Origin of the sequence: Parafrankia sp. Ea1.12 (assembly GCF_900465275.1) — a bacterium.
Classification (GTDB): domain Bacteria; phylum Actinomycetota; class Actinomycetes; order Frankiales; family Frankiaceae; genus Parafrankia; species Parafrankia soli.
This window is the reverse complement of sequence record NZ_UBIZ01000303.1, coordinates 1-12,251: the sequence shown is the minus strand read 5'-3', so window position 1 is coordinate 12,251 and position 12,251 is coordinate 1. Positions and strand designations below refer to the sequence as shown.

10 protein-coding genes and 1 pseudogene are annotated in these 12,251 nt (G+C 74.0%); 7 read left to right on the top strand and 4 right to left on the bottom strand.

Translation table 11 applies throughout. The features are described 5' to 3' along the window. Nucleotides 1-387: pseudogene (locus FMEAI12_RS15790) on the bottom strand (hypothetical protein); the annotation flags it as partial. Nucleotides 388-654: 267 nt separating this feature from the next. On the opposite strand from FMEAI12_RS15790, the gene FMEAI12_RS15785 reads away from it, so the two are divergent. After that, a complete protein-coding gene (locus tag FMEAI12_RS15785; RefSeq protein ID WP_112106612.1) occupies nt 655-2,247 on the top strand; it encodes an MFS transporter in 1,593 nt (530 codons plus the stop codon). Nucleotides 2,248-2,307: 60 nt separating this feature from the next. Here the strand turns inward: FMEAI12_RS15785 and FMEAI12_RS15780 are convergent, their stop codons facing one another. After that, on the bottom strand, nt 2,308-3,075 hold the full coding sequence (locus FMEAI12_RS15780; RefSeq protein WP_235014043.1) for a hypothetical protein: 768 nt from the start codon (nt 3,073-3,075) through the stop codon (nt 2,308-2,310). Between the two features lie 852 nt (nt 3,076-3,927). Between FMEAI12_RS15780 and FMEAI12_RS15775 the strand changes: the two genes are divergently transcribed. The 6 genes from FMEAI12_RS15775 to mnhG are packed head-to-tail and all read left to right on the top strand — an operon-like array spanning nt 3,928 to nt 10,285. Further along, nucleotides 3,928-6,918, top strand: coding sequence for a Na+/H+ antiporter subunit A (locus FMEAI12_RS15775; RefSeq protein WP_112106609.1), 2,991 nt, complete (start codon nt 3,928-3,930; stop codon nt 6,916-6,918). After that, nucleotides 6,915-7,481: a Na(+)/H(+) antiporter subunit C gene (locus FMEAI12_RS15770; RefSeq protein WP_112106608.1), complete on the top strand. Its 567-nt coding sequence runs from the start codon at nt 6,915-6,917 to the stop codon at nt 7,479-7,481. The genes FMEAI12_RS15775 and FMEAI12_RS15770 overlap by 4 nt, the downstream gene beginning before the upstream one ends. After that, nucleotides 7,478-9,049 (top strand): Na+/H+ antiporter subunit D, encoded by a 1,572-nt coding sequence (locus FMEAI12_RS15765; protein ID WP_112106607.1) that lies wholly within the window; start codon nt 7,478-7,480, stop codon nt 9,047-9,049. The genes FMEAI12_RS15770 and FMEAI12_RS15765 overlap by 4 nt, the downstream gene beginning before the upstream one ends. Then, nucleotides 9,046-9,657 (top strand): Na+/H+ antiporter subunit E, encoded by a 612-nt coding sequence (locus FMEAI12_RS15760; RefSeq protein WP_112106606.1) that lies wholly within the window; start codon nt 9,046-9,048, stop codon nt 9,655-9,657. Before FMEAI12_RS15765 ends, FMEAI12_RS15760 begins: the two co-directional genes overlap by 4 nt. Then, the gene (locus FMEAI12_RS15755) at nt 9,657-9,923 is read left to right on the top strand and encodes a monovalent cation/H+ antiporter complex subunit F (RefSeq protein ID WP_020462681.1); all 267 of its coding nucleotides are present in this window, start codon (nt 9,657-9,659) and stop codon (nt 9,921-9,923) included. The genes FMEAI12_RS15760 and FMEAI12_RS15755 overlap by 1 nt, the downstream gene beginning before the upstream one ends. Then, nucleotides 9,923-10,285 carry a monovalent cation/H(+) antiporter subunit G gene (mnhG, locus tag FMEAI12_RS15750; RefSeq protein ID WP_018500178.1) on the top strand — a complete coding sequence of 121 codons (363 nt, stop codon included), beginning with the start codon at nt 9,923-9,925 and terminating at the stop codon, nt 10,283-10,285. Before FMEAI12_RS15755 ends, mnhG begins: the two co-directional genes overlap by 1 nt. 51 nt (nt 10,286-10,336) lie before the next feature. Here mnhG and FMEAI12_RS15745 read toward each other — a convergent pair whose 3' ends face one another. Both FMEAI12_RS15745 and FMEAI12_RS15740 read right to left on the bottom strand, forming a co-directional pair. Further along, nucleotides 10,337-11,260 (bottom strand): proteasome assembly chaperone family protein, encoded by a 924-nt coding sequence (locus FMEAI12_RS15745; protein WP_020462680.1) that lies wholly within the window; start codon nt 11,258-11,260, stop codon nt 10,337-10,339. 225 nt (nt 11,261-11,485) lie between these two features. Beyond that, nucleotides 11,486-12,251, bottom strand: a 766-nt coding sequence (locus FMEAI12_RS15740; protein ID WP_235014042.1) for a DUF1707 domain-containing protein, incomplete at its 5' end; no start/stop codon positions are given.

Below are 12,251 nucleotides of genomic sequence, written 5' to 3'. Positions count from 1 at the left end.
CGCGTGGGGTGGGCGTGATCCGGGCGGCGCGCCGCTGGTGCGCGGCGGCCACGGCCCGACCGGCGGCGGCTGCGACGGGACGTCCGCCCCGGGCGGGGCTATCCGGGTCTCGCGCTCCGCCTCCAGGATCGCCGCGAGCTCGTGCCACCGCGCCACCCAGGAGCCGACGTCCCCACCGCAGGCGGACACGAAGGCACACAGGACGTCCAGCGCCGGCAGCGACCCGCCGCTGGCGGCGCCGGCCAGGATCTCCGCCGGCATTCCGCTGCGTCGCGCCAGGGTCCGGTACGAGGGATTTCCCGCCCCGCGCCGCACCGCGCGAAGATCGCGCCCGAACGCGCCGACCGGGCCGGTTGACGGGGTCGTCGTACTCTTCCGTGCTCGCACAGTGCGTCGGTCCTCCTCCGGGGCGCGGGCGCGGGTGACCGGACGGCCGGTGGCGCTGGCGGGATCCTGCCAGTGTGCATACTCCACGTCGCCAACTGGACACGTAGCGAAGCTGGCGAGTTTCCGACAGGGGTGCGGCGCGCATCACGACCCGCTCGGCGCGCGCGGACCCGCTCGGCGCGGGGCGGATCCGCCCGGCGGGACGCGCGGACACGCACGGCGGGATCGAGGTGAGCGCGAGGCCCGTGCCCGGGGAGGATGACCGGCGTGCCCGCTGACCCCGACGCCCACGCCCACGCGGTGCCGGCGGGACGGGCCGGCCGGCGGGAGTGGACCGGGCTGGCCGTCCTCGCGCTGCCCACGCTGCTGCTGTCGCTGGACCTGAGCGTTCTCTACCTCGCGCTGCCCGGCCTCACCGAGGACCTGCGGCCCAGCGCCACGCAGCTGCTGTGGATCACCGACAGCTACGGCTTCCTGATCGCCGGCTTCCTGGTGACCATGGGAACCCTCGGCGACCGCGTGGGCCGGCGCCGCCTCCTGCTCGCCGGCGCGGTCGCGTTCGCGCTGACGTCCGTGCTGGCGGCCTGGGCGACGAGCCCGACGATGCTGATCGCCGCGCGGGCCCTGCTCGGGATCGCCGGTGCCACGCTCATGCCGTCCACCCTCGCGCTGATCAGCAACATGTTCACCGACGAACGGCAGCGGTCCACCGCGGTCGCCGTCTGGATGAGCTGCTTCCTCGCCGGGATGGCGGCCGGCCCGGTGCTCGGCGGCCTGCTGCTGGAGTACTTCTGGTGGGGTTCGGTGTTCCTGCTCGGCGTACCGGTCATGGCGCTGCTGGTCGTGACGGCGCCCGTGCTGCTGCCCGAGTACCGGCACCCGGGGGAGGGCCGCCTCGACCTGGTCAGCGCGACGATGTCGCTGCTCGCCGTCCTCGCGGTCGTCAACGGGCTCAAGGAGACGGCGGCGGGCGGTCCGGGCCCGGGTGCCGGCGGGTCGGTCGCGGTCGGGCTGCTGGTCGGCTGGCTGTTCATCCGCCGCCAGCGCGGCCGGGCCGACCCGTTCGTGGACGTCGGCCTGTTCGCGAACCGGTCGTTCACGGCCGCGCTCGGGCTCATCCTGTTCGGCGCGTTCGTCATGGGCGGGATCAACCTGTTCGTGACGCAGTACCTGCAGCTGGTCGCGGGACTCACCCCGCTGCGGGCCGGCCTGTGGCTGGCGCCGGCGACGCTGGCCGTCATCGGCACGAGCCTGGCCGCCCCGGTGGCGGCGCGGTGGATCGGCGCGGGGCGGGTGGTCGCCGCCGGGCTGGGGGTGAGCGCCGTCGGCCTCGCGATCCTCACCCGGGCCGGCGATGGCGGGCTGATCCTGCTGGGGTTCGGGTTCGTCCTGGTCTTCCTGGGTGTCGGACCGCTGGGCGTGCTCGGCACCGATCTGGTGGTCGGATCAGCGCCGCCCGCGCGGGCCGGGTCGGCGGCATCGCTGTCGGAGACGGGCAGCGAGCTGGGCGTGGCCCTCGGGGTGGCGCTGCTCGGCAGCCTGGGCACGGCAGTTTATCGGCACCGCCTCACCGCGGCGATCGACGTCGGGAGCCCGGCCGGGGGCGCGGGCCAGCCGGCGCCGGCTGGCCAGACTGGTCCGTCGGCCGTGGTGGCCGATGCCGCCCGTGACGGCCTCGCCGGCGCAGCGCGGGTGGCGGGCTCACTCCCGGATGGCGGGACCGCCGTGCTGGAACCGGCCCGCGACGCGTTCACCGCCGGCCTGCACGCCGTCGCCGCGGCGGGATGCGCGCTCGCGGTCCTGTTCGCGGTGCTTTCGGTCGTGCTGTTCCGAGACGGCGCCGGTGGCGGTGCCCGGTAGCGGTGCCGATCGTGCCTTTTCCAGGCCGTCGGAGAAGCTGAACCCTTTTTGCGCCGTAACCTAATCGGAGGCCGGCCCCGGGCGGTTTCCGGTGACAACGCCGCCGCCGCGGTCGGCATGGTCGTGCGCGGCCGCCGTGACCGGATCGGCATTTCCCGGCGGCGCTGCGGAAACCGTGGAGGGTTCTGTTCCCGTCACCGCCGCACCGGCCATGGCAGGAGAGATGAATGACCTGGTGGTGGGCGGTGTGGGTGTCCCGTTCGCGACGTTCGCCGGGGTGCGCGCGGCCGGGTGCCGGCTGGCCCGCACGCCCCGACGCGTGCGCCCCCAGGGCTTGAGTGTCGAAAGGAACGTGGCGGTGATGAACATCGCGTTCATCAGGCAGGCACCCGTGATGATCGCGGCCGTGGGCGCGGTGTAGTCGACGTTTCCGTCCGCTGTGGCATGGCCCGCGCGCACGATCATGGTGCGCATGAAGGCGGCCGCGAAGAGGACGGCGACCACCGTGATCGCCAGTTTGGTCACGACCCACCAGTGGTGCAGCAGACCCCAGCGGGTGCGCAGCGAGATCGCGATCCCCGTCGCGAGGGTCAGCAGCGCCAGCGGAATGTTGAGAGCCCGGTCGAACACGTGCATGAGCTCATAGGCCGGATGCCGGATGTCGCTGTCGAGGGACGCGGTGATGGCGAGCGCGAGCTGGCCCAGTGCGACGCCGTTCCACCCGACGCTCACCAGGACGTGCGCGGTTAACAGAATCTGACGGGCGACCCGCCGCTGCCTGCGGGGTCTCGCCGGGGGCCTGGCGGTTGCGATCGCGGTGGCAGTCATGCCGGCGACTCCGGATGTCGGATGGATCAAGCCAGAAAGTGCTATCGCGGAGCGGTGGCGCCGTCGTATGTCACCCGGCTACCCCGAACGAACGGAAATCACAATACATGGCACGAGAGGGCTAGATACCAACCTTTCGAGGTCAGGTCCGGATCGTGCCAGCGGGGCCGGCATTCCGAATTGGGAATGGCTCGCGGAGACGAATCCGCTGGTCGGAGGCTCGGCAGCGGTTCGGGGCGGCCGTCGGCGCGTGGCGGGCCGCCTCGGATGTCCCGGCCGGCGGCCCCAGCTTCGCTACGCACTGTCACTTGGGGCTTGGGTGCGTTGAACCATGTACGGTCTGACAGAGTGGGTGAATGCGGTCGGGGTGCTTTCGGTACACCAGCCTGGGCCCGCCATTCGTGACGCTGCGTGAGAATTGTGGCGCGGCTCTCCCGTTCGCGCCGGCCGCCTGGTGGCCAGGGCACGGTCGCCGCGGCGGGGCACCGGCGGTGGGAGCGGCGGTCGCGCAGAGACCGCTGTGATCGTCCCTGGAGCCGCCGTCGGCCTGCCCATCCGGCGGGTGCGGCCGCCCCCGCGGCGGCCCGGGACGGCCGTCGGCGCGCGGCGCGCCCACCGGCGCGGGACCCGTGCTCAGGCACACGCCCGGCTCGTGCGGTGCCGCCGGCTCGTGCCGTGTTGCCGGGCGGCGCGAGGCGACAGTCGGGCGGGCGGTCGCGGTCGGGTGGCGAGCGACACGCGGCAGGGCAGCAGGCAGCAGGCGCGACGTGACAACTCGACACGAGCAGGGGGTGCGGACCGGATGGCCAGACCGACGGGACTCTCAGGGAGCGGGCGCGAGCGGAGTGCCGCGTGTTCGCCGCCGTAGTCGCCCACCTTGTTCTCGCCGCGGCCCTGCCCGCGCTGACCGGCCGGCTGGGCCGCACGGCCTTCCTGCTCGCGGCCGCCGCGCCGGCAGCCACGTTCGGCTGGCTGGTGGTCCGGATACCGGCCGTACTCGACGCGGCCACGGCCGCGCCGTCCGCGCTGGCCACACCAGCCGCGGCTGGTGTGGCTGCCACGACGGCCACGACGGCCGCCGTCGGAGGGCACGGCGCCCCCGCCGGTGACCTGCTGGTCGAGACTCTCACCTGGGCGCCGACCGTCGAGCTGGAGATCGTGTTCCGGCTCGCCCCGCTGGCACTGCTGATGGCGCTGCTCGTCACCGGCGTCGGCGCGGCGGTGCTGGTCTACTCGTTCGCCTACCACGCGCCGCACGCGGCCGACGGCGGCGTGCCCGTGCCGGGCTCGGCGGGGCCGGGCCGGGCGAGCGCCGCGCTGCTCGCGTTCGCGGGCGCGATGCTGGGGCTGGTCCTGGCCGACGACCTGTTCACGCTCTACCTCTTCTGGGAGCTCACCACCGTCTTCTCCTTCCTGCTGATCGGGCAGGACGGCGTGAGCGCCCCCGGCCGGCGGTCCGCCGTCCAGGCGTTGCTGATCACCAGCGTCGGGGGCCTGGCGATGCTGTTCGGCTTCGTCCTGCTGGGGCAGGCGGCGGGCACCTACCGGATCTCGCGGATCGTGGCGGCGCCGCCGTCCGGCGCGGTGGTCACCGCGGCGCTGGTGCTCGTCCTGCTGGGCGCGCTGACGAAGTCGGCCCAGATCCCGTTCCACTCCTGGCTGCCGGCCGCGATGGTCGCGCCCACCCCGGTCAGCGCGTACCTGCACGCCGCGGCGATGGTGAAGGCCGGGGTGTTCCTCGTGGCGACGCTGACCCCGGCCTTCGCCGGCGTGGTGGGCTGGCAGGTACCGGCGGTGGCCCTCGGCGCGGCGACGATGCTGCTCGGCGGCCTGCGCGCGCTGGTGCAGACCGACCTCAAACGGCTGCTCGCCTTCGGTACCGTCAGCCAGCTCGGGTTCCTCACCGCGCTGGTCGGGTTCGGGTCGCGCACCGCGGCGCTGGCCGGTGCCACGCTGATCCTCGCGCACGGGCTGTTCAAGGCCGCGCTGTTCATGGTCGTCGGCATCGTCGACCACCAGGCCGGGACCCGTGACCTGCGGGACCTGTCCGGCCTGTGGCGGAGCGTCCCGGTGGTGTGCGGGGGAGCGGTCCTCGCCGCCGCCTCGATGGTCGGGCTGCCGCCCTTCCTGGGCTATCTGGGTAAGGAGGCCGCCTTCGAGGCGCTCGTCCACGGCGGGGCCGGCGAGCTGGCGCTGCTCGCCGTGTTCGTGGTGGGCTCCTGCCTGACCACCGGGTACGCGCTGCGGTTCCTGTGGGGCGCGTTCGGCTCGTGGCCGGGCGCGCCGCCGAGCGCGGTCGCCCGTCCGGCGGCGGTGTTCGTGGCGCCGGTGGTGGTGCTGGCGCTCGCCGGGCTCGGCCTGGGGATCGCGCACCGGGGCGTCGACCGCCTCGTCGCCGCCTACGCCGACGCCTTCCCCGCCGGGGCCGCCCGCTACCACCTCGCGCTCTGGCACGGGCCGGGCTGGCCGATCGCGCTGTCCGCCGTCGCGGTCGCCGGGGGCGTACTGGTCTTCGCCGTGGCGGCGCGGGCGACAGCGCCGATGACACCGGCGACGGCGATGCCAGGGCGGCCGCGGTGGCTGTCGCCGCGCCTGCCCGATCTCCTGGACGCGCAGCGCGGCTACGAGCGCGCCGTGCGGGCGCTGGACTGGTCGGCGGTCGCGGTCACCGGCCGGCTGCAGACCGGCTCGCTGCCGGCGTACCTCGGCGTCATCCTGCTCACGGTGCTCGCGGTGCCGGGCACCGCGCTGGTCACCGGGGCCTCCTGGCCCGACGACCTGCCCTGGTGGGACTACCGCATCCAGCTCCCGCTCGCGGTGGGCATCCTGCTCGCCTCGCTGGCGGTCGTCCGCGCCCGCAGCAGGCTCACCGCGACGCTGCTGCTCGGCGCGGTCGGATACGGGATCGGCGCGCTGTTCGTCGTCGACGGCGCGCCCGACCTCGCGCTGGCCCAGTTCCTCGTCGAGACCCTGTCGCTGATCGTTTTCGTCTTCGTGCTGCGGCGGATGCCGGTCCGGTTCTCGACGGCCGACCGTTCGTCGCCGCTGCGGTTGCCGCGGATCGCCGTCGCCGTCGCCGTCGGGGTTTTCGTGGCCGGGTTCGCGATCGTGACCAGCGGCTCGCGCGCCGGGATGGCGCAGCCGAGCCGGGAGTTCATCGCACGCTCGCCCGGCGAGACCGGGGCGACGAACGTGGTGAACGCCATCCTGGTCGACTTCCGGGCGTTCGACACCCTCGGCGAGATCGCGGTGCTCGCGGTGGCCGCGCTCGGTGTGGCCTCGCTGCTGCTGCTCGTCCGCACCCCGCAGGGGCGCACGATCGACCAGCTGCTCGGCCCGGCGGACCGACGGGCCGAGGAGCCGGTGCGGGCACGGTCGGTCCTGCTGGAGGTCACGACCCGGGCGGTGTTCCCGGTGGTGCTCGTGTTCTCGCTGTACCTGCTCTTCGCCGGCCACACCAGGACGGGGGGCGGCTTCTCCGGCGGGCTCGTCGCCGGCCTGGCGTTCGTCCTGCGTTATGTGGCGGGACGGCGCCGCCGGGTGGGCGCGGCCGTCCCGGTGGTGCCGACCGCGGTGATCGGCACCGGGCTGGTGACCGCGGCGGCCGCGGGGCTCGCGCCCGCGCTGCTCGGCGATCCCGTCCTGGAGAGCTATGTGTTCAAGGGTGATCTGCCGGTCCTGGGTCACGTCGAGCTGGTGACGAGCCTGTTCTTCGACGTCGGGGTCTACCTGCTGATCATCGGCGTGGTGCTCGAGCTGCTGCGCACGCTCGGCACCGCCGTCGACAAGGAGGCCGACGCCGAGATCGAGGCGGGCCGCGAGCGCGTGGACGAGATCGCATGAGCCCGGTGAACCTGACCTCGGCCCTGGTGGTCGGCGGCCTCTACACGGCCGGGACCTACCTCCTCCTGCAACGCTCGCTCATGCGCGTGCTCATCGGGCTCGTCCTGCTCGGGCACGGCACGAACCTGCTCCTGCTGCTCGTCGGCGGGGAGAGCGGCCAGCCGCCCATGGTCGGCTCGGCCCGGCCCGAGGACATGTCGGACCCGCTCCCGCAGGGCATGGCGCTGACCTCGATCGTCATCACCTTCGCGCTGACGACCTTCCTGCTCGCGCTCGCGTACCGGGCGTGGACCCTGCTCGGGGACGACGAGGTGCGCGACGACATCGAGGACGCCCGCATCAGCCGCCTGGAGTCCGGCGGATCAGCACATCCCGGGCAGGCGGGACCGCCCGGGACAGCGGGACAGCCCGACGGGGACGACGGAGCGGGACAACTCGGCGGGGGACCGGCCGACGGGGCCGAACAGTCCGACCGGGAGGACCGGGAGCCGCCGCGCGAACCGGGTGAGCTCGCCGTGCCCGGCCTGCTCGAGCGGTGCGACGCCTACGGACGGCGCCCATGAGCGTCCTGGCGGTTCTCCCGGTCGTGGTGCCCCTGCTCGCCGCCGGCGCCGTGCTCGTCCTGCGCGGCCGGGTGCGGGCGCAGCGGATCCTCGCGCTCCTGGTGGTCGCGGGCGTCGTCGCCGACGCGGTGGCGATCGTCGTGATCGCCGACACCGACGGTCCGCTGGTCGCGAACCTGGGCGGATGGCCGGCGCCGATCGGCATCACGCTGGTCGCGGACCGGCTCTCCGGCCTGCTGCTGCTCACCTCGGCCGTCGTCACCTTCGCGGTGCTCGCCTACGCGATCGGCCAGGGCGTCACGGAGGACACCCGGCGCGGCAACAGCTCGATCTTCCAGTCGGTGTACCTGGTCCTGGTCGCCGGTGTGGCGCTCGCGTACCTCACCGGCGACCTGTTCAACCTGTTCGTCGCGTTCGAGGTCATGCTGGTCTCGTCCTACGTGCTGATCACGCTCGACACCACCCCGGGGCGCATCCGTGCCGGCATGACCTACGTGATCGTCAGCATGACGTCGTCCCTGCTGTTCCTCACGATGCTGGCGCTGGTCTACGCGGCGACCGGGACGATGAACCTCGCCGACCTGTCGGGGCGGGTCGGCGAGCTGCCGGAGGGCCTGGCCGGGGCGCTCGGCCTGCTGGCCCTGGTCGTCTTCGGTATCAAGGCGGCGGCCGTCCCGCTGCACTTCTGGCTGCCGGACAGCTACCCGACGGCACCGGCGCCGGTCACGGCCGTCCTCGCCGCCCTGCTGACCAAGGTCGGCGTGTACGCGCTGCTGCGGACGCACACCCTGGTGTTCGCGCACGACGGGGTGTGGGTGCTGCTGCTGGTCGCCGCGGTGGTCACGCTGCTCGTCGGCGCCCTCGGCGCGCTCGCCCAGGACAACCTGAACCGGATGCTGTCGTACCTGCTGGTGAGCCACATCGGCTACATGCTGTTCGGCCTGTCGCTGTTCACCGTGATCGGCCTCACCGGTGTGATCATCTATATGGTGCACCACATCGTGGCGCAGGCCGCGCTGTTCCTGGCCAGCGGACTGATCACCCGGTACGCCGGGACGTCGGTGCCGCGGCGCATGGGCGGGCTGGCGGCCGCCGTGCCGGCGACGGCGGTGCTCTTCGCGCTGCCGGGGCTCAGCCTCGCGGGCATCCCCCCGTTCTCCGGCTTCGTCGCGAAGCTGACCCTGCTCGAGGCCGGGTCCGGGGTCGGCACCTGGCCGGTTTACGCCGCGGTCGCCGCCGGCCTGGTCACCAGCCTGCTGACGCTCTACGCGATGGCCCGGGTGTGGACGCTGGCCTTCTGGGGATCGCGCCGGGCGAGCGTGCCCGACCCGGAGCCCGCGGACGACCTGGTGGTCGGGACGGAGCGGGTGAACCGCCCGATGATCCTGGCGACCGGTGGGATCGTCGCCGTCGGGCTGGCCGCCGCGGTGTTCGCCGGCCCGCTGGCCGCGCTGAGCCAGCGGGCCGCGGACGATCTGCTCGAGCCGTCGGGCTACGTGGAGTCCGTGCTTCCGGGCGCCGTCCCGGTGGGGCTCCCGCGGGCCGTTCCGGCAGGGGCCGGCCGATGAGCCGCCGGAGCGCCGGGCCCGAGCCGGCCGCCCGCGTGTTCCGTCGGCCCGGCCGGTTGCTGTGGCTGTGGGCGGTGTGGATGCTGCTGTGGGGCAGGCCCACCCCGCTGGCCGCGCTCAGCGGGCTGCTCGTGGCGGCCGTGGTGCTCGCCGCCTTCCCGCTCCGCCCGGTCGCCCCGGGGGCACGGTTCCGGCCGCTGCCGGCGCTCGCCCTGCTCGGCCACCTCGTCGCCGACCTCGTCCCGTCCGCGGTGGCGGTGGCCTGGCAGATGGTCCGGTACGGCCCGCGGACGCGCTCGGCGATCGTCGCCGTGCCCCTGGGCGCGACGTCGGAGGTGGTGTCGACGCTGACCGCGAACGCCGTCTCGCTCGCGCCCGGCGCGTTCGTGCTGGAGATCGACCACGAGGCCGGTGAGCTGTACGTCTACGCGCTCGCCGCCGGCGACGAGCAGGCGGCCGACCGTACCCGCGCGACCGTGCTCGGCCTGCAGCGCCGGGTGCTGGCCGCCTTCGGCGCCGCAGCGGACGTCCCCGCGCCCGGCCGTCGCCGTCGCGGCGCGCGCGCCGGCACAGATGACGCCGAGGTACCCGACCGGGAGGCACGGTGATGACCACCGTCTACACGATCACGTTCGTCCTGCTCGCCGTGGCCGGGCTGCTCACCCTGGCCAGGGCGCTGGCCGGGCCCACCAACCTGGACCGCATCGTCGCCCTCGACGTTCTGGTGATCCTCATCGTCGCGGGTGTCACGGTCGAGATCGGGATGCGCAACGAGGGCTGGAACATCGCGCTCGTCGCGGTCGTCGCGCTGCTCGGCTTCCTCGGGTCGCTGACCGCGGCCCGACTGGTCGAGCGGCGTGGGACAACCCGCTGATGGCCCGCCAGGTGATCTCCGCGGTGCTGCTGCTGACCGGCGCGCTGTTCTGCCTGCTCGGCGCCTGGGGCCTGCTGCGGTTCCCGGACGTCCCCTCCAGGCTGCAGGCGGCCACCAAGCCCCAGACGGTCGGCCTGGTGTCGATCCTGCTGGGCAGCGCCGTCCAGCTCGCGCCCCGCCACGCCGCCGGGCTGCTGCTCGTCGCGCTGCTGCAGCTCGTCACGGCGCCCGTGATCGCCCAGCGGGTCGGCCGGGCGGCCTACCGCACCGGCCGGTTCCGCCACGACCTGCTGGTCGTGGACGAGCTGGCCCGGCGCCGGGGCGGAGTCGCCAGCCCGGGCCAGGCCGCCGAACACCGGTGACACCCGCCAAGCCCGCCCGGGCCGGGCGGCCCGGCCCCGCCAGCCGGCGGCTCAGGTCGGCTGCGGCCCGCCCGGTTCGCTCTGTTCGGCGAGGAAGCGCTCCAGCGCCGCGCCGAGCTCCTCGCCGGTCGGCAGCGGTTCGGAGTCGTCGACCACCGGCAGGTGCTCGCCCTCGCGGCCGCGGTGGAACGCGTCGTACTGCTCCTCGATCGCTTTGACCACGTCGGCGGCCTCGCCGCCGCGCGCGATCTGGCTGTCGACCTCGCCCCGCACCTCCAACGCGGCGGAACGCAGCCCGTCCAGCGGCAGGAGCAGCCCCGTGGACTTCGAGACGGAGCTGAGCAGCGCCTCGGTCGCGGCCGGATAGGTGGCCTGCGCGAGGTAGTGCGGGACGTGCGCGGCGAAGCCCATCGCATCCGCCCCGGACCGGCCGATCTCGTACTCGAGCAGGTGCCCGGCGCTGCCGGGTACCGACAGCCGCCGGACCCACGGCTCGTACCCGACGAGCAGTTCCTTGCGTGTCGCGTGCGCGGTGACCCCGCACGGACGGGTGTGCGGCACGGCCATGGGGATCGCGTTCAGCCCGACCGACATGCGGACGCCCAGCTCCGCCATGACCGCCTGGACGGCCTTGGTGAAGCGCTTCCAGTGCAGGTCCGGCTCGGGGCCGCAGAGCAGCAGGAAGGGCGTGCCGGCCTCGTCGTGGAGCAGCTCGATGGCCAGGACGGGATCGTCGTAGCTTTCCCAGTGGTCCTCGTAGAAGACCATGGGCGGGCGCCGGGAGCGGTAGTCCATGAGCTGGTCGACGTCGAAGGTGACGATCCGCTCGTGCTGCAGCGCCGTCGTCAGGTGCTCGCTGGCGAGCCCGACAGCGCCACCCGCGTCGACGACCCCGGTCATCGCCTCGATCAGTACCGGGCGGCCGAGGTCGTCCAGGTCGCTCCTGATCTCGTAGAGCTCTCTGGGGTCAAGCATCGGTCGTGCCCTCCCTCACCGATCTGGTCCGCGGCGGTCCGCGGTGACACCCTGGCACTAGGAAGTCGCCGTGGCGGTCCCGCATTCCGACTCCGCCGGGGCAGCTCCGATGCGCATGATCGAGAATACCAACGCCCACCCTCGCCCCGGCGGAAATAGTGCCGTACGAGCGGCGTGGCGCCATCGTGCCCGCTATGTCGTGATCGCGTCTCTCGGGATCGCGGGTCACCGCCCGGTCAGCGACCCGCTGCTCACCCGGACGTCGCCGATCAGGCCGGCCAGCCGCAACCGCAGCCGGGGGGTTCCCGGGCGTTCCGAGACCATGGCCAGCTCCAGGTGCCGGTCGCCGAGCACGACCAGGCCGCTCATGTCGACCTCCATCCCGTCCGGGACGCTGATGGTGAGATCGCCGATCAGCGAGATATAGAGAATGTCGAGCACGCCGTCGGTCACGGCATCCTCGTCCATCAGCGCACCACGCAGATCCAGCGTCCAGTCGCCGAGCAGGTTGACTATCACCGTCCGCCGGGGCATCCGCCAACGGCCGAGCCGCCGTCCGTCGCCGAGAATGTTGACGATCGTCGACGACGAGCGCTGGATGCCGACCCGCGGCGGGACGATGCCGGCCCCGGCCTGCGCCAGCTCCTCCGCGGTCTGGGCGGCCCAGGCGCTCCCGACCCGCTCGCTGAACTCGTCCAGGGTCAGCCGCCCGTCGCCGCAGGCCGCGCGCAGGTGGTCGGCGGTCGCCTGCCGGTCGGCGTCGGTGATCGGCGCGGATGGGTCGTGGCGCGGGCCGGCGCTCTTCGCCTTGCCGACGCCGAAAGCGGGCCCGGGAGCGGAAACGGGCCCGGGAGCGGGGCCGGTGCTGCCGGCGGGGCCGGCCTCTGCCGGACTGCCGGCCTGGCTCGGACGGACCGGCGCGGCGTCGTCGCCGGTCGCGGGAGCCGGGCCGGGATCGGGTGAGTCGGGCATGTCCCGACCGTAGCGGCCC